This is a genomic window from Colwellia aquaemaris (assembly GCF_057548755.1).
The window spans coordinates 1-26,115 of the sequence record NZ_BAAJLV010000003.1 but is presented as its reverse complement, the minus strand read 5'-3'; the positions used below and the strand labels follow the sequence as shown (position 1 = coordinate 26,115).

The 26,115-nt window shown below is 37.9% G+C and carries 13 protein-coding genes and 1 riboswitch; of the genes, 8 read left to right on the top strand and 5 right to left on the bottom strand.

Annotation, left to right across the window (positions count from 1 at the left end; genetic code table 11):
* Positions 1-173 precede the first annotated feature (173 nt).
* Entirely contained in the window at positions 174-1,817 is a 1,644-nt protein-coding gene (pgi, locus tag AC27HL_RS09650) for a glucose-6-phosphate isomerase (RefSeq protein ID WP_487080774.1), read from the top strand.
* Positions 1,818-1,897: 80 nt separating this feature from the next.
* On the opposite strand, the gene AC27HL_RS09645 is transcribed toward pgi, so the two are convergent.
* The gene (locus tag AC27HL_RS09645) at positions 1,898-3,820 is read right to left on the bottom strand and encodes a S9 family peptidase (protein ID WP_487080773.1); all 1,923 of its coding nucleotides are present in this window, start codon (positions 3,818-3,820) and stop codon (positions 1,898-1,900) included.
* Positions 3,821-4,007: 187 nt separating this feature from the next.
* Here AC27HL_RS09645 and AC27HL_RS09640 point away from each other — a divergent pair, with 187 nt between their 5' ends.
* The 3 genes from AC27HL_RS09640 to AC27HL_RS09630 all read left to right on the top strand — a co-directional run bounded on the left by AC27HL_RS09640 (position 4,008) and on the right by AC27HL_RS09630 (position 10,800).
* The gene (locus tag AC27HL_RS09640; RefSeq protein WP_487080772.1) at positions 4,008-4,517 is read left to right on the top strand and encodes a YgjP-like metallopeptidase domain-containing protein; all 510 of its coding nucleotides are present in this window, start codon (positions 4,008-4,010) and stop codon (positions 4,515-4,517) included.
* A 254-nt stretch (positions 4,518-4,771) separates the two neighbouring features.
* A complete protein-coding gene (locus AC27HL_RS09635) occupies positions 4,772-7,558 on the top strand; it encodes a TonB-dependent receptor (protein WP_487080771.1) in 2,787 nt (928 codons plus the stop codon).
* 209 nt (positions 7,559-7,767) lie between these two features.
* Positions 7,768-10,800 carry an ATP-binding protein gene (locus tag AC27HL_RS09630; RefSeq protein WP_487080770.1) on the top strand — a complete coding sequence of 1,011 codons (3,033 nt, stop codon included), beginning with the start codon at positions 7,768-7,770 and terminating at the stop codon, positions 10,798-10,800.
* Here AC27HL_RS09630 and AC27HL_RS09625 read toward each other — a convergent pair.
* The 3 genes from AC27HL_RS09625 to AC27HL_RS09615 all read right to left on the bottom strand — a co-directional run bounded on the left by AC27HL_RS09625 (position 10,792) and on the right by AC27HL_RS09615 (position 17,844).
* The gene (locus tag AC27HL_RS09625; RefSeq protein WP_487080769.1) at positions 10,792-13,962 is read right to left on the bottom strand and encodes a ligand-binding sensor domain-containing protein; all 3,171 of its coding nucleotides are present in this window, start codon (positions 13,960-13,962) and stop codon (positions 10,792-10,794) included. The two genes, AC27HL_RS09630 and AC27HL_RS09625, sit on opposite strands and share 9 nt — an antisense overlap.
* A 94-nt stretch (positions 13,963-14,056) precedes the next feature.
* Entirely contained in the window at positions 14,057-15,748 is a 1,692-nt protein-coding gene (locus AC27HL_RS09620; RefSeq protein WP_487080768.1) for a S8 family peptidase, read from the bottom strand.
* Positions 15,749-16,014: 266 nt separating this feature from the next.
* Positions 16,015-17,844: a S8 family serine peptidase gene (locus AC27HL_RS09615; RefSeq protein WP_487080767.1), complete on the bottom strand. Its 1,830-nt coding sequence runs from the start codon at positions 17,842-17,844 to the stop codon at positions 16,015-16,017.
* Between the two features lie 369 nt (positions 17,845-18,213).
* On the opposite strand from AC27HL_RS09615, the gene AC27HL_RS09610 reads away from it, so the two are divergent.
* Positions 18,214-20,619 (top strand): S8 family serine peptidase, encoded by a 2,406-nt coding sequence (locus AC27HL_RS09610; protein ID WP_487080766.1) that lies wholly within the window; start codon positions 18,214-18,216, stop codon positions 20,617-20,619.
* Between the two features lie 150 nt (positions 20,620-20,769).
* Positions 20,770-20,987, top strand: a riboswitch (cobalamin riboswitch).
* A 39-nt stretch (positions 20,988-21,026) separates the two neighbouring features.
* Positions 21,027-21,806: a 5,6-dimethylbenzimidazole synthase gene (bluB, locus tag AC27HL_RS09605; protein WP_487080765.1), complete on the top strand. Its 780-nt coding sequence runs from the start codon at positions 21,027-21,029 to the stop codon at positions 21,804-21,806.
* 37 nt (positions 21,807-21,843) lie between these two features.
* Here bluB and AC27HL_RS09600 read toward each other — a convergent pair whose 3' ends face one another.
* Complete coding sequence (locus AC27HL_RS09600) at positions 21,844-22,845, bottom strand: GGDEF domain-containing protein (protein WP_487080764.1); 1,002 nt, start codon at positions 22,843-22,845, stop codon at positions 21,844-21,846.
* Positions 22,846-23,187: 342 nt separating this feature from the next.
* Here AC27HL_RS09600 and AC27HL_RS09595 point away from each other — a divergent pair, with 342 nt between their 5' ends.
* The gene (locus tag AC27HL_RS09595; protein ID WP_487080763.1) at positions 23,188-25,347 is read left to right on the top strand and encodes a S46 family peptidase; all 2,160 of its coding nucleotides are present in this window, start codon (positions 23,188-23,190) and stop codon (positions 25,345-25,347) included.
* Positions 25,348-25,590: 243 nt separating this feature from the next.
* On the top strand, positions 25,591-25,989 hold the full coding sequence (locus AC27HL_RS09590) for an ExbD/TolR family protein (protein ID WP_487080762.1): 399 nt from the start codon (positions 25,591-25,593) through the stop codon (positions 25,987-25,989).
* Positions 25,990-26,115: the final 126 nt, after the last annotated feature.

Genomic DNA, 26,115 nt, shown 5'->3' with positions numbered 1-26,115 from the left:
TTAACCACACCACACCTGACCATTTGGTCAGGTAAATAACCTTTTTAAAGTTTAATAGATCAATTAATTATTGGTAACTAGGCTAAATTTAATAAATAGTGTAAGCAGAAATTCGTATCATCTACTAAGTTACGCTGCACGTTTAAACTATTAACTTGCCGATTGGAGAAAAAATGCAAGATAGAACCTCATTACCGAGTTGGAAAAAATTAACCTCTCATGCCAGTGAAATGAAGTCTCAGCATATGAGTAAACTATTTACTCAACAACCGAATCGTTTTAGCGAATTTTCTATTAAGTTGCGCCCTTTTCTGCTCGATTATTCGAAAAATTTAATTTCAAATTCCACTATGGATTTATTAATTAATCTTGCCAAAGAGTGTGACGTTGAAGGTTGGCGGGAAAAAATGTTTTCAGGTGAACGAATCAATCGCACCGAAGAACGAGCAGTATTGCACACTGCCTTGCGAAACCGCTCTAGTAAACCAATATTATTAGATGGCAAAGACATTAATAGTGATGTACAACTGGCCTTAAATAAAATGAAGGCCTTTAGTGATAAGGTTCGCCAAGGATTATGGAAAGGCTATTCTGGCAAACGAATAACAGATGTTGTTAATATCGGTGTTGGTGGTTCAAATTTAGGGCCGCAAATGGTCACTGAAGCGCTAAAACAATACAGTGATAACAGTGTTAATGTCCATTACGTGTCAAACGTTGATGGTACTCAAATAGCGAATGTACTTAGGCCTTTAAACCCTGAAAAAGTGTTGTTTATTGTCTCCAGCAAAACCTTTACCACCACAGAAACCATGACCAACGCAAAAACGGCGATGAAATGGTTGGTGTCTTCTTCGTTTGATCAATCAGCTATTGCTAAACATTTTGTTGCCGTGTCTTCAAATAAACAAAACGCTAGCGAATTTGGTATTGCCGAAGAAAACATCTTTGATATGTGGGACTGGGTTGGTGGCCGATTCTCACTTTGGTCAGCTATTGGCTTACCAATTGCCATCGACTTAGGCTTTGAACGATTTATAGAATTGCTAGAAGGCGCCCATGACATTGATCAACACTTTTGCAGTGCCCCTTTAGCTGAAAACGCGCCGGTAATTTTGGCGTTGTTAAGTGTTTGGAATTGCACTTTTTTAGGTGCACAATCGCAAGCCATTTTACCTTATGATCAATCACTGCATATGCTGTCCGCGTATTTACAGCAAGCAGAAATGGAGAGTAACGGTAAATCGGTAACTTGGGATGGCCAATCAATCGCCTACCCTACCGTACCTTCCATTTGGGGGGAGCTAGGCATTAATGGTCAGCACGCATTTTATCAGTATTTGCATCAAAGCAATAACGTGGTACCGGCAGACTTTATTGGCTCGGTAGAAAGTGTAACGCCAGTACAAGGACATCATGAAACCTTAATGGCAAACTTTTTCGCGCAAACGCAAGCGCTAATGCAAGGGGTTGATGAAGCGCAAGTGCGCGCCGATTTAAAAGCAAAAGGTCGTACTCAAGACTACATAAATAAAGTTGCACCACACAAGGTTCATAAAGGTAATCGTCCAACAAATACCATATTAATGAAACGTATATCTCCCCGTTCATTAGGCAGTTTAATTGCATTATACGAACATAAAATTTTCGTCCAAGGGATTATTTTACAAATATGTTCTTTTGATCAATGGGGAGTCGAGCTAGGCAAAGGGCTAGCTAATAACATTCAGCAAGAACTTGCCTCAGGGCAAATAAGTCAGCAACACGACAGCTCTACTTCTGGCTTAATGAGTTTTTATCAAAGTCATACTAAGTAATAAATTCTGCGTAAATAAAACGACACTTTCATCTTGCCATGAAAGTGCCGTAATTACCTCTATTGCGTTAAACTCAGCTTTTATAAGTGCTCTTGTAAAAAGCTCAAATATTTATTCGATGCACTAATTCGATTAGCTTTTTTGCTAAATCCATGGCCTTCGTCATCAAAAACCAAATAATCAACATATGTGCCACCCGAGCGGATAGACTCAACCATTTCATCACTTTCAATTTTTAATACCCGAGGGTCGTTCTTTCCCTGTACCACGAGTACCGGTTTCTTAACATTTTGACCAAAAAATACCGGTGAAATATTATGCAAACGCTCTTTATCAGTACTTGGATCACCTAGCTCATCGTAAAGTGACTTACGAAATGCTTCCCAATAAGGTGGAATACTTTCTAATGTTCTTACCCAATTGGTAACGCCAAAAATATTCACGCCCACTTCAAATTCATCGGTAAACGCCATTGCTGCCATGGTTAAATAACCACCATAACTACCACCAATAACGCCAATTCTGTCGGCATCAATCCAATCTAATGACTGTAAAAAATACTTATTGTAAACCACGTCTTTTAGGTCATGATCGCCATGTTTTTTATCGTCAAGGTGAAAGAAGGTTTTACCATAGCCGCTTGAACCACGATTATTAATACGGAAAATAGCGTAGCCATTATTGACCAAATGTTGAATTAACGCAGAATAACCTTTACGACTCTGCCCGCCTGGACCACCATGAATCCATACGAGCGCCGGTACTTTTTTACTTGCCGCTTGTTTTGGCTTATATAAAATCCCAGGGATCTCTAAGCCATCAAAACTCTTAAAACGAACAACTTCCCCAACCACTAAGTTCTCTTCAAGAATATTCGGATTACCTGTATCGGTTAAACGTTTTATATTATTACTACCTAATTGATGAACATATAAATTTGAAGGCGATGTATCAGAATTAATATAAAATACCATTTGCTTACCGTCGCTAGAGAAATTCACACCACGTAAATCTCCGCTAGGCATATTAGGCAATGTTAAAGTGCTATCGGCAGTAATATCCTTTATAGTTATTTTAGTTTGCGCATCGGCGTTAACACCCGTTACTTGATAACGACCGTTTTTTGAAAAGTAACTAAAACTAACATCCCAATCATCAGCAAAATTTAATGCCTTAGCTTTTGTCGCTAAATCATATGACCAAGCTTGTCTAAACTCGCCAAATTCATCCGTTGAATATATCAAAGCGCTGTTATCACGCGTAAAAGTATAAGCGCTATGTTCTACCGCACCTTCATGGGCAGTAATTAATTCAGCTAATCGTTCTTCACTTGCTAAATCAACTAAATACAAATTTGAATCAGCATTTGAATTACTTTTGCTTAGCACAATATATTGCCCATTCGGACTGATTGCTTCTGGTGAATAGCCCGAATCATTTTGATATACCAACTCTCTTGAATAATCACTAACTTGATAGCGATAAATATCAAAAAACTTGGCATCTCGCTCGTTAGTGGCAACAAAAAACTGCTTATTATCTTGATGCCAACTAACAAAATAGGCTTTTAAACCTTCGCCTGGTGTTAGGTCTTTTTCTTCACCATTTAGCTCTTGTACAAAAAGGTGATCTAGTTCATCACCACCTTTGTCAGCGCTAAATAGAAATCGGTCATCTTCAGGGAACCAACCAACAACATAAATAGATTCTTTGGTAGAGTTAGTCAGTTGTGTGGGTTGTGTGCCATCTAACGGCACTTTATAAGCATTATAAATGCCACTAGCATCGTCACTAACTAGTACCGCACTTGCATCTGCATTTATTGACGAGCCAAAAACAGAGCGAGTTTTAAAAAACTCCTCCGCGCTATAAGTTTTAAATGTTGAAACTTTTTCTTTTACTGTCGCAACCTCGGCTACAGGCTCTTGCTTTGAACAAGCAAATAATAATGACAAACCTGCAGTTAAAGCAATAACCTTGGCTTGCTTGGCTATATTTCGCATCTTAGCTCCCTTTGTATTGTTATTATTCAATTTATTTTTAGTTATCAATAACTTCTTAATAGCAAACTAGTATAGAGCAAATAATAAACAATTAAAGCGATATTCTTAATGAACAAAAATATTTAAAAATAACGTAAGGCTTATCAGTTATAATCGCACAACTTTAGTAAATAAAACCTATGTTCAAATGAGCGCACCTTTAAAATACCTTGCCCAATACCCTGATGAAATCCAGCAACAAGTTTTGGAAATGCACATTAACAATAAGTTAAAGGCTTATTTATTAAAGCATTTCCCTGCTCCGCATGAAATCACGTCCGATAAAGCCTTACGCCAATATACCGTAGCTATAAAGCAGCAATTTCTGAAAAAATCAGCACCACTGAGCCAAGTGAAATACGATGATAAAATCCATATTGTGAATAACGCCTTAGGTTTGCATACTTATGTTTCACGAGTACAAGGTAGTAAACTAAAGAGTAAAAATGAAATACGTATCGGCAGTACCTTTAAACAGGCACCATTAGCTTTGTTAAATATGATTGTGGTACACGAACTTGCCCACCTCAAAGAAAAAGAACACAACAAAGCTTTTTATAAACTTTGTCAGCATATGCTACCTAATTATCATCAACTGGAATTAATGACACGCATTTATCTTACCGAACTAGAAAACAACGGTAATATCTATGCATAAAATAAATGAGCAGAAAAATGTAACAAAAACAGTTACAACCTGACTAAGTTTTCAGCACATTTAAAGCTAAATTACAAAAGCAAGTAATTAAAAAGTATTTCTTTGATATCACCCCATTTGCATACGTATGCACGAGATTTTTTTGAACTTTTATAAAAGTTAACATGCCCGCGCTGAAACACTGCTGTGTCATTACAGCCTAACTTTCAAAAAATTATAAAGACACTTAATTACTTTATAATCGAGGAATCATTATGCTTTCGTTTAAACCTAGTGCGATATCAATTGCGTTACTTGGAACTGGTCTTTGTTCATTTTCTCTCTTTGCACAAGACAACGCGGTGCAGGGAACACCTGAAATAGATGAATCTAAAACTGAAATAATTGAAGTTCGCGGAATTCGCCGCAGCTTAGAAGCGTCACAATCAATAAAAATGGACTCGAGCTCCATAGTAGAAGCGATATCTGCTGAAGATATTGGTAAATTACCCGATGTTAGTATTGCTGAATCGCTCGCTCGTTTACCGGGTGTTACCGCACAACGTTTAAACGGTCGTGCACAAAATATCAGTATCCGTGGTATGTCAGCTGATTTCTCGACAGCACTTTTTAACGGTCGTGAAGTGGTTTCAACTGGTGACAACCGCGGTGTTGAGTTTGACCAATTTCCATCAGAATTACTTAACGGCGTATTAGTTTACAAAACACCAGATGCAACGCTAATTGGCCAAGGTTTAGCTGGTACGGTTGACATGCAAACCATCAAGCCTTTAGCTCACGGCGAACAAACCTTCTCTGTTGGTGGTCGCTATGAAATGAGCCAAGACAATGCTGTTAATCCATTAGGCGACGATAAAGGAGAGCGCTTCAACGCCACTTATATTGACCAATTTGCCGATGACACTATTGGTATTGCACTGGGCTATTCGCACTCTTCAACGCCAAACCAAATACAACGTTTCGAGTCTTGGGGTTATAAAGATGTTGAAGTAGGCGATGAAACGCTAAAAGAATTTGGCGGCGCTAAAATGTCGAACAATTCTAACTTACTTAAGCGTGATTCAGTAATGGCCATTATCGAATATGCGCCAAATGACAAGTTACATTCCACGTTAGATATTTTCTATTCAGAATTTGAAGAAACACAAAACATTTCAATGGTTGAAATGGGCTTTGGTTGGGCAAACCAAGAAGAGCTTGGCACAACTTTACGCCCTGGTTTTGAAACAGACGGCAATGGCAATATTATTGCTGGCACCTATGACAGCGCTAAACCTATTATTCGCAGTGACTTAAATAGCCGTGACAGTGATTTATTTGCCATTGGTTGGAATACCGAATATTTAATCAACGACGATTGGACAATGGAGCTTGACCTTGCTCACTCTAGCGTTGACAGAACTGATATGAACTTGGAAACATACGCTGGTACCGATGGCATGTTTGGCTCAGAGCCACATGGCGGCTCTAAAGGTGAATTTGATACTATTTCATATGAAATGACCAATGAAGGCCCTAAATTCACTCACGGTATTGATTACAGCGACCCAACAAAAGTTGGCTTAACTGACTCTGCAAAATGGAATCAGATGGGCTTTAACAAATTTAGCAATATTGATGATGAAATTAACCAAGTACGCATAGCGTTTTCTCGTTACATTGACAGCGATGTATACAACAATTTAACGTTCGGTGTGCATTACATCGAGCGTACTAAAGAAAAATCAGCTGATGAATATTCTATTAAAGGTTTTGCCAATGGTGATAGTATTTATTACGGCGCAGAAAGTGCTGGTTTAGTTGATTACAGTAAATTTGGCTTAGGAAATGTTATTACCTATGATGCATGGAAATTATGGAATAGTGGCATTTACGATATTCAAGATGCTGTTAGCGCCGATATCACAGAAAAATCTTGGTTAGTCGAAGAAAAAGTCACCACTATTTATAGCAAACTAGATATTGATACCGAGTTAGGTAGCTACGTACTTAAAGGTAACTTTGGTTTTCAAGCAGTGTATACCGACCAATTTTCTCAAGCTATTAGTGGTAGAAATGAAGAGGACTATTCCCATGATAATGATGTAATCAAAACTGGCGGTGATAAATATTGGGAGTTTTTGCCCAGCATTAACTTAAACCTTAACCTTACCGATGATGATGTTCTACGTTTAGGCATTGCAAGAACCTTATCACGCGCCCGTATGGATGACTTACGTGCCAGCGGTAAATACAGTTTTGATGAAAAGAAAGAAAATGGTACTGAACTTGACAACTCTCCATGGAGCGCGTCAGGTGGCAACTCAGAGCTTAGACCTTGGATTGCTAACGCAGTGGACTTATCTTACGAGCATTACTTTACTGACAATAAAGGCTACACCGCAATAGCCTTATTCTATAAAGATTTAGAGACATATATTTACAAAGAGCAAGTCATCGAAGACTTTAGTGAGCATGTTGTGCCTGATAATTGCACTGCTGACGCAAGCGGTTCTACAACTTGTTCTCCAGAATACTTCTTAGGCTATAGCTCTTCACCACAAAACGGCGAAGGTGGTGATATCAGTGGTATTGAGTTTAGTATGTCATTAACCGGTGAAATGTTTACGCCAGCATTAGAAGGCTACGGTTTAATAGTTAATGCTTCACACACAACTAGCAGTATAAAACAAGATCCTAATAATAGCTCAACACCGTTACCCGGACTTTCTGAAAACGTTGTTAACGTTACTACATACTATGCTCAAGAAGGTTTTGAAGCACGCGTGAGTGCTCGCTATCGTAGTGAATTCTTAGGTGAAGTTTCAGGTTTTGGTGGTAGTCGTGACCTGAAAATGATTCAAGCAGAAACGATAGTTGACGCACAAGTAAGCTACTCATTTGCTGAAGGCTCTCAATTTGACGGTTTAACCTTGCTATTGCAAGCCAACAATCTAACCAATGAAGAGTTTAAAGTACTAGAAAACGGCGACGCAGCACGTATTATTGATTACCAAGAATACGGACGCACTTTCATGCTAGGCGCAAGCTATACTTTCTAAATTAACATAAAGTATACGAATTAGTATTAAAATATACTGTCTAAAAGGCTTATTTATTCAATAAATAAGCCTTTTTCATTTCTTTCTCGCAATAAAGCTAAATAACAAGCATTCACAAAATATTAACATCAGGTATACTGCCAATAACTGAATTAATGCCGACTACCAATAAAGTAATAAATGTTGTCATCACTTAGTAGGTCGTAGCTTTGCAAATAACAACTAGAAATTTATTTATAACGTTAGCTTTTACCTTAGCGTTAATACCTTACAGTTTTATAAGTCAATTTTTCTCATTTAACAATGAATTAGTGCAAGCTAGTGCTCTACTACTCTTGCAAGTTTTCAGTGTTTATTTTGTCGTTGTGAGTTATTTACGAATTGCCATAAAATCACTCAAGTTGTTTTGGCAGTTTCTGTCTTTTGCCTTACTATTTGCTTTGCTTTCGCACGTGCTTTTTAGTTTCAACTTAATAGCGCAAAACTTATTGCTACAAGAGTTTCTCAGCCTTTTTAGCTACTTTTTTATATTACTCGCAATTGAAACCAACCCACATATAAGTGAAACTCGACTAAACCGTAATATCAGTAGTCGGGTTCCGGCAATATTTTTCACGCTAATTTGTTTTAGTTATCTGGTGTTATTACCATTCGAATTTGCACACAATGAAGTGGCAAAACAAGCATCGACACAATTGTTTCACTTATTGATCACATCGCTTATTTTTATTCGCCTAGCAGTAACAAGCTATCAATGCCATGGTAAATTTTGGTGCCGAATTTATACAATGTTAGCTATTGCCGCCGGCGCTATACTTATTGATAGTAGTTTTATTTATGTTAACGCTTTCCCCCCAACGAATGAGTTAGCACAGCAAACAAGCTCTGCTATTTATATTGCTAACCTATTAACGTTAATACCTTATTGTGCGTTAATAATCGCCGCACATAACTCTTTAACATCGAGCGTATCTCCCGAAAAATCCCAAGCTCCAGCGCTTCCTGAGCTATACATTACTCTGCTTGTCATAGCTCTAGCTTGCATGCACTTTGCCGGTATTGAATTTAACCTTCACTATAAAATTAATTCTTACCTACAATCTTTATTGGTTATTATTTGGTTGATTATTGCTTTCTCGTTGCTGATCATAATTGCCTACCGTAAAAATAAGCTGAGTGTAAAAAGTCAAAAGAAACTTGTTGTCCAACAGTCTGCACAAGATGAATTAGTAAAACTAAATTTATCGCTCACCAATGCCATGCTTAACAGTGAAGACAAGGCGATAGTAAACGTTTCGAGTAATGCCATTCTCACGACAACAATCGATGGCACTATACTTTCTGCAAACCCTGCGGCAGTGCAAATGTTTCAGTGTTTAGAGCGAGAAATTGTTGCTTCAAAAGTTAGTAACTTTTTTTCCCATGATGATCAAATGCATTATTTTTTCGATTTTAAAAGCAATGTTTACACCCTGCAACGTAAAGAGTCAGGAATTTCCAGAGAATGTGTTGCGACGAGAAAAGATGGTACGCATTTTCCGGTGCAGGCGGAGTTACAATGGGCAGATAGAGATGATAAGCCGCTGGTGGTTATTACTTTTATAAATCTCACGGCAAGAAAATTAGCCGAGCAACAGGCATTAGATTTAAAAGATAAATTTATTGCTAATATTTCGCACGAATTTAGAACACCACTAACCATAATCAACGGAATTTTAGATCGTAATTTAACCAAGCAGCATACTGATGAAGAAGGTAAAGAGCTTCACACGGCAAAACGTAACGGTTTGCGATTGGTGCGCATGGTCGAGCAACTCCTAGAGCTTTCTCGTTTGGCTGACAATCCAAAATTAACATTAGCAACGTATCGCTTGAAAACCTTAATGGCAATGCCTGCTGATTCCTTTGCTCGTTTAGCAAAACAGAACGATCTAACACTTAGCTGCACAATTCCCGACGATATTTGGCTAGAGTGTGACGCACAAGCATTTGAAAAAATAATATTTAACCTTATTGCAAACGCTATTAAATACACGCCAGCTGGCGGTAAAATAGACGTTATTGCTCATTGTGACAATAGCAATTTTGTACTTGATGTTATTGACACTGGTATTGGCATTGCTACAGATTCACAAGCCAAAATATTTGAGCGCTTTCAACGTGCTGATGACGAAAAAAATCAAGGTGTGTTCGGTGTCGGTATAGGCTTATCGTTAGTACATGAACTGGCAAAAGCGCATCAATGGCAGGTTGGCGTTGTTAGTGAATATAACAAAGGTAGTAAATTTACCCTGACAATTCCGCGTGCTGCAGCAATTGCTAAAGAGCAATTGGCACCAAGTAGTATTTCTCAAGCCGAAGTATCGTCATTATTGGTGGAGCAGCATAAGTCTCAAAATGACAGTAAATCTAAACAACAAAAAGTTATCCTAGTTATCGAAGATAACTTAGATATGCAATTGCACATAAAACGAGTGATAGAACAACAACATCACTGCCTGTTAGCTGACAGCGGAGAGCAAGGACTAAGCCTAGCTCAAGAGTACATTCCAGACCTTATTGTTTGTGACATTATGCTAACCGGGATAGACGGCTTTGCGGTGTTAAAACAATTAAAAAGCCATGAACTAACTTCGCATATTCCTGTTATTTTACTAACAGCGCGATCTGATTTAGATAGTCGTCTACACGGCTTGAACTTACAGGCCGATGAATACTTAAGTAAGCCATTTAACCATCAAGAGTTATTAACACGTATTGATAATTTAATTCTTGGGCGCCAACAATTACAGCAATGTTATTTTGACAACTTTAATAAAGACGTTCAGAAAAATAGAAAAGACCATAGCTTCAATAATGTTGCAGAATTGACTCAAGTCAGTAGCGAAGAGCTAACTCTTGATAACAAGTTTCTCGAAAAGCTTGAAGAGGTTACAGCTAAGGTCTATATGAATACCGATTTGGACATTGTACAGCTAGCCAATGCAATGGCAATGAGTGACCGCCAACTGCAAAGAAAAATAAAAGTATTGCTGGGCATAACACCGAATAACTTCATTAAAGAATTTCGCCTGAAAAAAGCAAAATACTTGCTACAAAATGGCTCTCAAATAGGCCGTATCGCGTTAGATGTTGGCTTTTCATCTCAAACCTATTTTGGCCGATGTTTTAAAGAAATATATAAATGCACGCCAAAGCAATACCAGCAGAATTACCTAGAACAGCAACGCTCATCAAACTAGCCCAGACTTGATGTTTACCTGCTGTTTTAAGCTATTAAAGTTATTTTGCTGAATTAACTGAAGATAATCAAAATGGCTTGATTTAGGGCCACATAGGCCAAGCCATGCAAGCTGGTGTTCATCGCGGGTAAATTGTAGTGCTTGTTCAATTAAAACACTGATTTGATCCCAGTTAAGCTCTAATGGATTTTCTCTATTAAAAGGGTAAAAAGCATAAGCCATGCTCATGTCAGTATCATTACCAGCAACTCCATCAAAGCGCCCTGCCAAACGAGAAGCTAACTCACTGGCATTGTTATCCTTTTCATAGCCAATAATGGCAAAGGTATCATCAGACCAACGAATAACAAGGTCATCAGTATTGCGTGTAAATAATAACAAGTCAGTTAAGTTCATCAGCTGGCTATTGTTTTTCGCAACAGCTTCGTTGACTTGCACCATTAAGATATATAAACGTGGCAATGTATCACGCTGTACTGGTAATAAGTTTTGATGCATCTGATTCATCAACTGGCTGGTTTGTTCTATATAAATATCTAAATAGCGCCGACTTTTAACGCCGGTAACCTTATCGACTATTGCCGCTTTTTCAAGCTGTTTATTTGCTTGTGCTAACTCAATATTTTTAGATTTAAATTTTTCTGTTTTCTCTCTTACTTGTTGCTCGAGGTATAGCTTTTGCTGTTGCTCAATCACAAGTTTTCGATTAAGTAATCGTGAATAAATCAACAACATTAAAGCAATGGCTAAGGTATATAAAATATACGCCCACCAAGTATTCCAAGGTGCCGGTTTAACAATAATATCTAATGAAAGTCCTGGTTCACTCCATTTATTATCGTTATTACCCGCAATGACTTGTAATTGGTATTCCCCTGCTGGTAAATTCGAATACGAAACACGACGAGAAATACCAGCATCTAACCATTCATTGTCAAAGCCTAATAATCGATATTTATACTTTGTTGAACTAGGATTAGTGTAATTTAAGCCAACGTATTCAAATGATACCAACTGATCAGTATGATCAAGCTCTAGAGTTTCTAAATTTGATAGACTTTTAGAAAATGTCATTGCTTCATTTAACTTAAAAATGTTAGTCAATCTTACACGCGGTGCTTTGACCTCATTCTGATTGCTATAAGGCTGTACACTTGATACTCCTTTGCCAGCACCAAAATAAATCTGTCCTTTCTCACTTTCAAAAATCGCACCGTGGTTATAATCAAGGTCGACTAGGCCATGGCTTAAGTCAAAATGTTTGAAGTTCTTAGATTTAGCAGAATACCGAGAAATTCCTTGATTTGAGCTAAGCCAAATATCATTAAACCTGTCTTGAACCATGGCATATACTGTTTGGCTTTTCATTCCATCTTTAGTATCAAAATGTTTAAAGCGATAATCTTGGTTGATCCTATTTCTATAGGATAAAATATTTACGCCAGCAGCTTGTGTGCCAATCCATAAATTTTTTTCTTTATCCAATAACAAAAACCACGCGAGATCGCTAGATAGACTTTCGGGGTCATTCTCATCATTAGTAATATGACTGAATCGTTCACTTTTAGTATCGAGACGACTCAAGCCCCCACCATAAGTTGCAAGCCAAATAAAGCCCTGTTCATCTTCTAATAGATGTAAAATAGCATTGTTATTTGGACCTAAGCTTGGACTGTTTTTATTACTGGTATATCGAGTAAAGCTTCCGTCGTCATTTAATCGGTTTAACCCTTGATAAAATGTCGAAACCCATAAGTTCCCATTTTTATCTTTTATAATATCTGTAACACTATTTGCAGATAACGAAAACTTATTCTGCTCGTCATATTGATACGCTTTTATAACTTTATTTTTAAGACTAATCCTATATAAACCTGAAGCCCGTGTGCCTACCCATAGGTAGTTAGCATCATAAAATAATGTCATAACCCTTCGATTATCAAAAAAACCATCAAGCTCTAACTCTACAATTTTGTCTAAATTTACATGCAACTTATATATCTTGCCGTTATATGTGCTAAAAAATACACTATCTGCGGAAGCTTGTGAAAAACTGGTTATGTTAGGACTATTAAGTGCAGGGTACTCTTTTCCCGTATACTGACGAAAAGTTGTCATTGCAGGGTCCCAGCGATTTACGCCTGTATTTGTACCTATCCACATCATGCCATTATCATCTTCAAAAAAATTCATAATGTAGTCACTACTTAAGCTATAGAGATTATTTGCAGAATAATTAAAGCGCTCAAACTGAGTGCTTCTGACATCAAAAATTGATAAACCGTTATCTGTTGCCACCCAAATATTATTTTCGAAGTCTTGGTAGATATTATGAATTGTATTGCTACTAATAGAGTTTTTATTATCAGCATTAAATTGAAAATGAGAAATTTTTTTGGTCTGCTTTGAATATTTTAGTAAACCTTTATCAACAGTACCTATCCAAATGTTACCTGCTCGGTCTTTAAAAAGAGCATTAATGAATTTATTAACATAACTATCAGCATTATTAGGGGAGTATTTTATTGTTCTAGCAAAACTACCATCTAAATTAAATACAGAAATACCACCACCATTAGTTCCAACCCAAATTTCATGCTCATCAGTCTCTATTACAGAATGCACAATATTGTGGGATAAACTCTGGCTATTGCCTAATAATTGGTGAATCTGAGTGACAGACCATTCGCCATTTTTCGTTGACAATATGTTTAGACCGTTCTCTGTGCCTATCCAAATATTTCCTCGGCTGTCTTCAAACAATGTATTGATACTATCATTGCTTATTTTAACTTTCTCAGTTTTCGTGGTTACATGAATAAAATCTTGAGTAGCTTCATTAAATAAATTAATACCGCCGCCGCGTGTGCCAATCCAAAGACGCTGTTTTGAATCAACCATAATGCGGCTTATAACGTTCGAACTTATTGAGTTTTCAGCTGAGGAATTATGATGAAAACTAACAAGTTGGTGGCCATCAAAGCGATGCAACCCCTCTTGTGACCCAAACCACATAAAACCATGTTGATCTTGTGCAATTGTCATCACAAATTTATAAGACATAGAATTATCTACGGCAAAATTCTTAAATAATTTACTTTCTTGCGCAGAAAGAATATTGCAAAATAAAAATAATAAACTGAAATAAAGTACTCTAGTCATATACGTAACTTAAACTTTTCATTAGCTATAATTAACTGGCGCCAAAGACAAAAAAACCACTTTTTACAAGTGGTTTTTTTGAATTGACATACTATTACTGAGGCTCTACCCAACTATTGATAGCTATTGTCGTTTTCCAAAGCATACCATCGGTAACAAAACCTGTTTTCCATAGCATACCATCAGTTCCAAAACCTGTTTTCCATAACATACCATCAGTTTCAAAATTGGTCTTCCATAACATGCCATCAGTTGTCGCAGAGTTTTGCCATGCACTATCATCACTTTGAGACGTTTTCCAAAGCATACCATCACCGTCAAAGATAGGTTCATTTATATCCCAAACGTACTCCTGCCCCATACCTTCAACATAAAAGTTACCGTCATCATTAATATTAGCAGGACCTGAGTAATGTTCTTCACCATTAAGATCTTTCTCAATATCTAAATGAGTATTTGCACAATTATTTTCATTACTGGCTAATGCATGATATGCACTCACTAGGCCCGCACCTTGCTGAAATACACTATACCTTAAGCTCCCATCCTCATTGCGGGCTTGATAAGCGCTATCAATGATGCGGCATTTTACTTGGTCAGGGGTTAATGACGGCTCTTTTGTTAATAATAATGCCACAACGCCTGAAACTACCGCTGCTGACTGTGAGGTACCCGACATTTCAAAATAACGACCGCCATCATGAAATTCAGGGTGCTCAGTTACAATTTGAGAATCAAAAGACATTAGTCCGGAAATATGACCGCCGGGGGCTGTTATATCTGGTTTAACAAAACCCTCAGCTGTCGGCCCTGCACCGCTAAAACTTGCTATTTTATCATCAGAATAATTAAATGCCGTGTAATCATCGGTCATGGCTCCAACAGTAATAATATAAGGTACATTTCCAGGTACGCCTATTGTCATAGGGCCAGAACCTTTATTGCCAGCGGATGCAACCACAACAACACCTGCTTGCCATGCCTTCATAACAGCACGGTTCAATGGATCATCCCAATAGTTTGACCGAACAGGGCCGCTAAACGACATATTTAGCACTCTTAAATTAATTTGGTCTTTAACTTGTAATGCCCAGTCAATACCACGAATTACATCAGCGTAAGTTGCTTTACCTTCAGCATCGAATGCCTTAATACCGACATGCGCAGCATTCGGTGCAACACCATAAATTTGGCCATGCACATCAAAGTCACTATTAGTAGCAATACTTGCAACATGGGTACCGTGACCGCTTGCTTCATCATCATAGTTACTAACGGTATCATTTATTGCATCGTATGTACCCCATGCTTTATCTCTGCCGTTTAAATCTACCGACATACCTGGTAATTGATCTAAACCGGTATCTAAAAAGCCAATAGTAACTCCACCGCCATAATTACCAGTGCGATGAACGTATGTTGCATCTACTTGTTCTGTTACCACAGATTTTGGCTGCCATCGGCGTTGTCCTATGCCTAATCCGCTTAACTCAACTTTATGATTGGTTGATACTTTAATTTTTTGTTTCTCTTGCAGAGACTTCAATTGCTCAGCAGTTAATTCAACTGCAAAAGAATCTATAATTTTTAATTCATGTGTTGGAGTTGCGCCTACCTCCTTTAAGTTACTTTTTAGTAATAAGAAGTTTTTTGCGCTTATAATATACGACTGTGCTTTGCTATTATTTTCAGCGGAAGATTTAAAGCCTATTAACAACGCAATAGCAAATACCCCTCCTAGAACAGATATAAGCTTTACTTGGCTTTTATTCGAAGTGAACAACATTTTTATCCCCTTTTGCCCATTACATTTTCTAATTATTTTTAAAACATTAGGGTGAGTAACTTCATATGTTTTACAACAATTAACAAAGTTCAAAACCTTATTAATATCACTTTTTAAAAGCATTAAACTTTTAAAACTACAAGTAAACACTATCACACCACTGAACGACTTTTAACTCTATATTTACGTTTTTTTTACAAGCACAAAAATGCAAAAATATCCAGCTCAGGAAAAGCTGGATATTTTAATAACTTACATTTATTTACTTAGAATGACACACTTGATTCATCAGAACAGTTATCAGTACCTTGGTCACAAACTTTATAAGTAAATGAACCAGATGTTCTAAAACTATCGGTATATGCACCATCATTTGAAGTGGTCGTTCTTAACGTGCCATTTCGATATATATCGACACTACTAGTTGATGCACCAGACCAAGACAAATCAACTTTGTTTTTACCTTTAGCACGGTAACCATTAGTTGTTAAACTAATATCTCCACTTGGTGGAGGAGTTACACCGCCATCACAACCGTTAGCGGTTAAATAATCATTTGCAGCTTTAGCTTGAGCAATACCGTGCCCAAAGTAAACATCATGGCCAGTTGCGCCACTATCCATCGCAGTAGCTTTTAATGCTTCGCGAATTTCTGTGCCGGTACAGTTATTGTGATTCGACCATACTAATGCAGCAATGCCTGATACAGCAGGAGTTGCCATTGAAGTCCCCGTCATTAAACCGTAATCACTGGTACCAATTGATACATCGGCAGATGAAGCTGCAAGTAAAGCGGCACGATCTTCAAAAGCTGCCCCCGCTGCAGGAATAGATGTTGAATTAGTATCACCTAATGTTGCGTATAACATGCCAGCTTCATTATTAATGATAATCGCACCAATACCGCCTGAATTTTCACAATTTAGCACTTTATCGTGAAATGAAATTGCACCACGGTCGATGATACAAATATTGCCATTGGCTCCACTATCGGTTGCTTCAGCAGTCCCCATGTAATAAGTACTACCACTTGCATTACCTGCATTTTCCATTGCTGACGAAGCAAAAGCTTGGCCGTCTGCGCTTACAATAGAGTTTGTCGCCATATCTGCAGGATAAGTTGATAAGACATCAACACCGCCTGCTGTTATCTCAACACAAACTGTTTCATCTGTCGTTGTTGTTTGCTTTTTGCCTCTACCTGTTGTTACTGTACAGCTTGGATACTGAGACTCAGTGTAGCGACCATTGTTATTGTCATTACCACCTACCATCATCACTGATGAGTAGCCCGCTGGGTAAGAGCGCACATTGTTGCCATCGTTACCTGCTGCTGCAACCACTAAGCCGCCAGCCTCCGTAAATGCTTTAAAGGCATTTTCTTCAGTGCTGTTAGCACCGCCACCACCTAAACTCATACTGATAATATTGGCACCAGCTTGTGTACATTTGTCAGCAGCATGCGCTAAATCAGAAGAATAGCCCCAACCATCAGCATTAAAAACCTTCACAATGTGCATATCAACACCTGGTGCCATACCTACAACACCAATGTTGTTATCTGCGGCACCAATAGTACCCGCAACATGTGTACCATGAGGGCCACCATGCTCATCCCAGTTTCCTGTACCAGAGTCGTTATCACCAGTAATATTATTCCAAACAAAATCTGGGTTTGAACGGTCTAAGCCAGAATCAATGACACAAACTTTCATACCCGCATTTGCATTAAATGCCACTTGATCAGCTTGAGATTGATATACAGAGTAAGGCGTTAATTGCTCTAACATTGGATTACCAGAATCATCACTAAATGCTGACATTAATTTACGTTTTTGATCCGCTTCAATTAATTGAACATGTGGGTTATTCATTAAGCCCTTTACTTCATCTAAAGACTTTCCTTTAAAAGATGCAGCAATAAAACCATTACCATCTACTTTTAATTCGGCGTTTAACTTTTTAGCTAACGCTTTAACAATTCCTTTTTTACTTTCGTCGACTTTGATGATGTACCTATCATCAGCTGCGTGTGCAGAAAATGCAGAAGTTACTGCAATAGCAATTATAGAATTTGTAAATTTAGAAATTTTCATAGATGCTCCAGGTGTCTCTATAGTGTATTCGAATACGAACATTCGACTTTTATAATTATGTTATTCAGGGGATATCCCTTGAACGTATTTTGATACTAACAGTTAAGTAAAAGCCCCCTAGTAAATACCCGACATTTTTTCATAAAAAAACGACAACAAATAAAAACAACAATAAAAAACAAAAACTTATAAATTTTAAATTTTATTTTATTGTCGGAATATTACTAATTAACGTCTTGTTATTGCTATTCCACATATGCTTTAAAGGGCATGATGAATGAGGTGATTAATTGCCAACTAATAAAAATAATGCGTCCGATGCTACAAAGTAAACAAAGCATTCAGCGCAATAACCGGAGAGACTCATCAATGAGAAATATACCAAAAGCAAGCTTAAGCGCTATAACATTGTCAGTTATTGCTGCAACTGCTAACGCTCAAACATTCCAAGCAGCAGAATTACAAACTGTACCTGTAAATGCCAATACTATGACTGCTGTAAATACAGACTTTAGCCAATGGCGCGAAAGTCAAAAATTCCAGAGTCACGACTTTACTGACCGCATTATTGTTAAATACAAAAGTGGTTTTGAAGCACAAGCATTAAGCAACTTTTCTTCGGAAAAAGCTATGCCTGCAGGATTAGCGAAAAAAGCTGGTCATAGTTTAAAACACCTAAAGAAACTAAAAAATGGCCGTCACGTAATCTCTTTAGGCAAGCAAAAACACATTAACGACGTAAAAGCTATGGTGATGGAACTTAATAGCCACGCCGACGTTGAATTTGCAGAACCTGATTATAAGCGTTATTTAATGGCGCAAAACCAACCTTGGGGTATCGCAGATACACAATCTGACCTTATTTCAGATAATGACGCTGCCAACATGACCGTATGTATTATCGATTCAGGTTATGAGCGCGCCAACCCAGATTTAAATGCCAACAATGCAACAGGTACCAATAACTCAGGTACAGGCAACTGGTATCAAAATGGTGGTTCTCACGGTACTCACGTAGCAGGTACTATTGCCGCGGTTAACAACTCTGAAGGTGTTGTTGGTATTATGCCAAACACTAATGTAAACCTTCATATTGTAAAAGTGTTTAACGAAGCTGGCTGGGGTTACACAGGTGAATTAGTTGATGCTGTGGATACATGTGTAAACAACGGCGCTAAAGTCATCAATATGAGTTTAGGTGGCGCTGGTTCAAGCAACGCAGAACGTAACTCTTTACAAGCAGCAGCTGACGCAGGTGTTTTACTAATCGCCGCTTCAGGTAACGATGGTGATGCTACCCTTTCTTACCCTGCTTCTTACGATTCAGTAATGGCGGTAGGTGCACTTGACCAAGGTCGCCAACATGCTGAGTTCTCTCAGTACACACCTCAAGTTGAAATTTCAGCACCAGGTGAAGCAATTCTATCAACAGTTGCTGGTGATGGTCGTTTAGGCTATATCACTTTAGGTTCAACAACTTACGGTAACGATGAAGTTGTACCACAAACTCACTACATTCAAAGTGGTGGTAGCTTTACTGTTAGTAACGTAGACAGCTCTGCAAATGGTGTATTAGCCGCTTGTACTATTTCAGGAAGCAGCTATAGCTGTTCAAACGTTTCAGGAAACATTTGTTTAGCTGAACGTAATGATAACCAAAAAGGTAGCAACTACCCTGAAATTAATCCAGCTAAAGCGTGTGCCGATGCCGGTGCATCAGGTGTTATTGTTTATAGTAATAGCGCTCGTCCAGGCCTACAAAACCCATTTTTAGTAGATGCTAACTCTGACGTAACAGTGCCAACTGTTTCTGTAAACCGTGAACTAGGTTTGCAACTTATGGGACAACTAGGTACGAATGCTAATTTAAATGTTGTTGGTGGCCAAGATTACGCATACTACAACGGTACTTCAATGGCGACTCCACATGTAGCTGGTGTTGCGGCATTAGTATGGAGCAACAACCCAGATTGTACCGCGACTCAAGTTCGTAACGCATTAAAATCTACAGCAATTGACTTAGATGTAGCAGGTCGTGATGACAAAACAGGTTACGGTTTAGTGCAAGCAAAAGCTGCATCTGATGCACTTGCAGCAAGTTGTAGTACAGTAACTCCACCACCTGCAGGTGGCAATGTATTAGAAAATGGTGTTGCTAAAACAAATTTGGCTGGTGCTAAATCTGAAGAGTTAAGCTTTACGATGGAAGTTCCTGCTGGAGCAACTGGCCTGAGCTTCGATATGGCAGGTGGCACAGGTGATGCTGACCTTTATGTTAAGTTTGGTTCAGCCCCAACAACATCAAGTTATGATTGTCGTCCATACAAAGGTGGTAATACAGAGTCTTGTCCAATTGCTACTGCACAAGCTGGAACATATCATGTGAAAGTGATTGGTTACTCAGCATTTACTGGCGTTAACCTAACAGGTAGTTATACTGAAGGTTCAACTGGCGGTGGCGGCGGAGCTACTGGTGGCAGCGCTTCAGTAACTGACATTAGTGTTGCTCGTCGTGCATGGACTTATTACACAATTGACGTACCAGCAGGTATGGCGACTCTTGATTTCAACATGAGTGGTGGCACAGGTGATGCTGATATGTACATTCGTCGAGGAGCACAACCAACATCATCAACTTACGACTGTCGTCCGTATAAAAGTGGTAATACAGAGTCATGTCCGTTTACTAACCCTGCTGCAGATACATGGCATATCGGTATCTACGGCTATCAAGCTGCAAGTGGTGTAAGCTTAGACGTAACATATAACCCATAGAGTTAAGCTAGATTCCCAACTAGTGTTGTAATTAGGGGAAGTACTAAAGTACTTCCCCTTTTTTTGTCTCCTTCAAAATCCTACTTCACGTAACTAAGCACTAAACAACTACAACTTTATTCTGTGTAAACACTTCTACCTTTGCTATAGTGCTGCAAACTACTTTTAGGTGCTTGACTCTCAATCTTTAGCGTCAAGAGAATAGGGAAATTGGTGAAACTCCAATACGTGCCCAACGCTGTAATGACATTTATGCTTGTTCATAAGCCACTGGTAATTTTTACTGGGAAGGCATCAAGCAGCTTTGTATCTATTGCCCGATACAATAATGTTTTAGTCAGAAGACCTGCCTAATAGTCAACTCCAAGCGAAAGGCCGATCGCTTTAAATCCATCAAGGGGAATATTTTGGATTTAACAAAACAAGATGCAACTAAAAAACATAGCAATAGCACTCAATCACAGCACTGCTTTAGTGCAGCAGATCAACAGGGACTCTATAAAGCAATATTTAATCGCCGTGACGTACGTGGTCAATTTTTACCAAAAGCGATCCCTAATGAGACACTAAGTAGAATAATTTATGCCGCACACCATGCGCCTTCTGTTGGCTTTATGCAGCCATGGGATTTTATTATTATTCAATCTCATGATGTTAAAAAGCAAATTCATCAAAGCTTTGCACAGGCACATAATGAAGCAGAAACTATGTTTGAACCTAGCAAACAACAAACATATAAAAACTTAAAGCTTGAGGGAATAATAGAATCGCCAATTAATATCTGTATTACCTGTGATCGAGAAAGAACAGGAAAAACAGTTATTGGACGAACACATATGAAAGAAATGGATTTATATAGTTCGGTTTGCGCTGTGCAAAACTTTTGGCTTGCAGCAAGAGCTGAAGGCGTCGGTGTTGGCTGGGTGTCTATTTTGCATCATGAGGCATTAAAAAGTACCCTTGCCTTACCAGACAACGTCGTTCCAATAGCGTACTTATGCTTAGGCTATGTTAGCCACTTTAAAGATAAACCTGAGTTAGAGTCGGCAAATTGGCTAGCAAGAAGTCCGGTTGAAGATTTAGTTAGTTTTGACTCTTATGGAAAGAAGGCGGAAACCAAAGAACAATCATCATTGGTTTCGCAACTGCAAGCTGACAAGCGTTTTCCTAGCTTATTTAAGCTATAAAACTGTACCTAAATCATACCAGTAAATATAAAAGCGTTTACAAACAAACGCTTTTATTTCTACCCGTATTTTTTGCTTGATATAAAGCGATATCCGCTTGTTCAAATAATGCCGTCCAATTCAATTCATCTTGTCGCTCAGCAATTCCAATAGACACTGATATTTTGGGTAAATACGCTTTAGAGTCTCGTTGCATTAATTTTAGAGACGCTATAGAAAGCCTTATTTTTTCGGCTATTTCATGTGCTTGTGTCATGGTTTTATTAACCATCACCACCACGAACTCTTCACCACCAAATCTCACAGCAATATCTTTATCTGAAATGGTTGTTTTAATGACTTTAGCAATACGCTGAATCACTTTATCGCCGATAAAGTGGCCAAATTGATCATTAATGTTCTTAAAATGGTCAATATCAATGGCCAAGGTCGAATGTACTTCCTCTATATCCAACTCTTGCAATTTCACATCACAGCCACGTCGATTAAACAGTCCGGTCAAAGAATCAACAATGGCTTCATGCCGTGCAGCTTCAAGCTTAGCTTTCAAAAAACTAACCTCGCCACAAGCGTGGGTTAATTCCAAAGACAGATCATTGTGCTGTTGCTGAGAAGTGGTAATGCTACTCATCAAAAATGCTACAATGTTTTGCATGGATTTATGATATTCGTGCTTAGAAAGTGCTTTTTCTGCTTTTTTCAAATTTGACGCGACGACTTTATCGCTATCAACTTGGGCATTAATTTTCTCTAACGTTGTGGTTAACGATTTTTCGATAGGATCTAATATTTGCTTATCTATCGCATGAGAGTTTGAAATATACTTTTCAAACAACCCCTCAATAAAAGTTAAATCAACCTCATGATAGGTTTCGACATGCTTTTCTAATTCAGCCGACAATTTCTCATTGCGTTTACTGATATGAAGATAAACCACAGAGTAGTTAACAGGGCTAGGTGGAATTTGATAATGAGATAAAAACTCATTGACTGATTCGCTGATCTTTAATGCTTCATCAAAATTATCTTTAATAAGCACAAAACCTCCTCAAGAATCTCTTTATTTTTATTATTTACAACAAATAATGAGCCAGCAGCACGCATATTTGTAAACATTTTGTTACCTAACTATTTTAGAATATATAAACAATTACACTACAACAAGTATTATGCAGTTAATTTTCAATTAAAATTAGGCTTTAGTTCAATAATGAGTGGAAATTTTAATGTTTTTATCACTACGAAACTCTTCGCATAGTTTACAACAAACAAATACTAATGACTTGATATTGCGCAGGTAAATTACTGCTTTTTTTTGACTATCCTAATTCGATACCGCAAACTGCCGCATGATTTAAATTTACTTTTTGAGAATAATAAAATGAAAAAATTTGCTTCGCTGTGTTTTGCTTTAGCATCTACGGCAACATTAGCTGATGAAGGCATGTGGCAACCACATCAATTACCAAGTATTGCTAATAAGCTTGTAGAAGCTGGATTAAAGTTAGACCCAAATAGTCTTACCAACTTAACAAGTTTTCCAATGGGCGCAATTGTTAGCTTAGGTGGCTGTACAGCTTCTTTTGTTTCTGATAAAGGCTTAGTTGCAACCAACCATCACTGTGTTTATGGCTCAGTTCAATACAACTCAACTGAAGAAAATAACCTGCTTAAAAATGGTTTTTTAGCAAAATCATTTAATGAAGAGCTACCGGCAACTCCTGGCAGTAGAATTTATGTAACAGAAGAAATAACCCCTGTTACCGATATCATTAACGCAGCGTTGACTGAAAACATGTCAGGTGCACAGCGTTATAAAAGCATAGATAAAAGCTCTAAATCTTTAGTAGCTGAATGTGAAAGTGATAGCAAATATCGTTGTAGTGTTGTTAATTTTCACGGAGGTTTAGAGTATTACCTTTTTAAACAACTTACTATTCGAGACGTACGTTTAGTGCATGCTCCAGCCAGTAGCGTTGGTAAATATGGCGGTGATATTGATAACTGGATGTGGCCACGTCACACCGGTGATTATGGTTTTTACCGCGCCTATGTTGGTAAAGATGGTCAACCCGCTGACTACAGTGAAGACAACGTACCATACGAGCCGAAACACCACTTAAAAGTTAACAAAAGCAGTGTTGATGAAGATGACTATATTATGGTGCTTGGTTATCCAGGACGAACAAACCGATACCGCACAGCATTGGAAGTAGAAAATCAGTTCACTTGGGTTTACCCACAAGCTAAAGCTTATCGTGAAGAGATAATAGATTTAATTCATGACTACTCAGCTGTTGGCAGTGATGCTCGTATTAAGTACGAGAGCACACTAGCGAGCTTAGCTAACTATGCAAAAAACTATGGCAGCATGATTGAAAGCTATAACAAAGGCACAACACTGATACGTAAAAAGTCTTTAGAAACTGAGCTTAGCGCTTGGATCAACGAAACTAAGGCACGTAAAAGCAAATACGGCAATGCCTTAAAAGGCTTAAACAAGTTAATTCAAAAAGATCAAGAAACACAGGCTAGAGATTTAATTCTAGGCTATTTGAATTACGGAAAAATGTTAAGCACAGCTAATCGTTTATATCGCTTGTCACAAGAAAACACTAAGCCGAACATCGAACGAAAACGCGGCTATCAAGAGCGTGACATTGCTCGATTTGAACAAAGCATGAAAGCGGTAAATCGTCGTTATGATGCTGAAATAGATCAAAAGATTGTGCTAGCCATGTTCAAACACTACGTAGCACTGCCAAAAGCACAGCGACTTAAATCATTAGACAGTTTTTTTGGGTTAGACAAAAATTTTGATCAGCAACAATTCAAAAACAAGCTTGGAAAAATGTACGCTAAAACAAAGTTAAATGAGCAAGCAACTCGCCTAGCTTGGATGAGTAAATCAGCTGATGACTTTAAAAATAGTGATGACCCATTTATTCAATTAGCCGTCGCAACAGCTGATGAACGCAAGCGGTTAGAAGAAGCCGGAGAAGAATTATCAGGTAATATTCAGTCATATCGTCCTAAATATATGGAAGCATTGATTGCCTACTTTAATTCAAAAGACTTACCCGTTTATGCTGATGCAAACAGCACTCTGCGCGTAACTTATGGCAACGTAAAAGGTTACTCACCACAAGATGGCTTAGTAGCAACGCCATTTACCACGCTTGAAGGTATAACCAGAAAAGACACAGGCATTGCACCTTTTGATGCCCCTAAAAAGCAATTAGAGTTGATTAAAAACAAGCACTATGGAGACTACGTAAAGAAAGATCTTAACAGTGTACCAGTGAACTATTTAGGCACACTAGATATCACAGGTGGTAACTCGGGCTCTCCAACACTAAACGACAAAGCAGAATTTGTTGGTCTAGTATTCGATGGTGTTTACGAAAGTATTATCGGAGATTGGGATTATGACACCAAACTAAATCGCTCTATTCATGTTGATATTAAATACATGCTATGGGTAATGGAATATATTGATGGTGCAACAAACTTAATCGAAGAAATGGATATTGTTGAATAAGCAACAAACATCAAAGTATTAAAAATCCAGCTTCGGCTGGATTTTTTTTACTCAATTCATCGTTAACAACCACACTCTATTATCGTACGCTTTCTTAATAAAACTCTGCTCCGAAAAAAAATTTTCATTTATTCAAACCTATAATACGAACAAATTCGTAAATAAAACTTGAAACTACGTAAACTCTCGTACATATTAAATACGAATAGTTTTCAAACAAATAAATGAATAAAGGAGAGCTAAATGACACGTAGAAAAAGTTTAAACGGTGAACGAGAAGCTGAAGTAGATATGACACCAATGCTAGATATTGTCTTCATCTTACTAATATTCTTTATTGTCACTACCTCTTTTCTCAAAGAAGAGGGACTATTAGTAAATAGACCAAAGGCTAAAAATAGTCCTTCAGAAAACAATGCGCCAACGGTCGTAGTGCAAATAGCGGAAACTGGCCAGCTAAAGTTTAATGGTAGATTGGTTGATATAGAGAGGCTTTCAGCTCGTATCGAAAGCTTCTTATCTGAAAACCAAACTAATAGCGCTGTTGTCATTCCACACTTTGATACAACGCACGAAATGGTTGTTAACGTAATTGATAGAATCAAACCCTTTGAACAGCTCACTATATCTATAGGTAAATAGTTTAAAATAAGCAGTTACCGAAGAAGTTAATATTGCTTCAGCATAATAAAAGCGCTATGAAATTATCAAAATGAATATGTTTAAATGCTAGAAAGCAAAAAAGGCTATCCGTTAGGATAGCCTTTC

Coding starts and splice junctions, on each gene's coding strand:
- AC27HL_RS09635 (WP_487080771.1), top strand. CDS start 4,772: ATGCTTTCGTTTAAACCTAGTGCGATATCAATTGCGTTACTTGGAACT.
- AC27HL_RS09595 (WP_487080763.1), top strand. CDS start 23,188: ATGAAAAAATTTGCTTCGCTGTGTTTTGCTTTAGCATCTACGGCAACA.
- AC27HL_RS09640 (WP_487080772.1), top strand. CDS start 4,008: ATGAGCGCACCTTTAAAATACCTTGCCCAATACCCTGATGAAATCCAG.
- pgi (WP_487080774.1), top strand. CDS start 174: ATGCAAGATAGAACCTCATTACCGAGTTGGAAAAAATTAACCTCTCAT.
- AC27HL_RS09625 (WP_487080769.1), bottom strand. CDS start 13,962: ATGACTAGAGTACTTTATTTCAGTTTATTATTTTTATTTTGCAATATT.
- AC27HL_RS09620 (WP_487080768.1), bottom strand. CDS start 15,748: ATGTTGTTCACTTCGAATAAAAGCCAAGTAAAGCTTATATCTGTTCTA.
- AC27HL_RS09610 (WP_487080766.1), top strand. CDS start 18,214: ATGAGAAATATACCAAAAGCAAGCTTAAGCGCTATAACATTGTCAGTT.
- AC27HL_RS09615 (WP_487080767.1), bottom strand. CDS start 17,844: ATGAAAATTTCTAAATTTACAAATTCTATAATTGCTATTGCAGTAACT.
- AC27HL_RS09590 (WP_487080762.1), top strand. CDS start 25,591: ATGACACGTAGAAAAAGTTTAAACGGTGAACGAGAAGCTGAAGTAGAT.
- AC27HL_RS09645 (WP_487080773.1), bottom strand. CDS start 3,820: ATGCGAAATATAGCCAAGCAAGCCAAGGTTATTGCTTTAACTGCAGGT.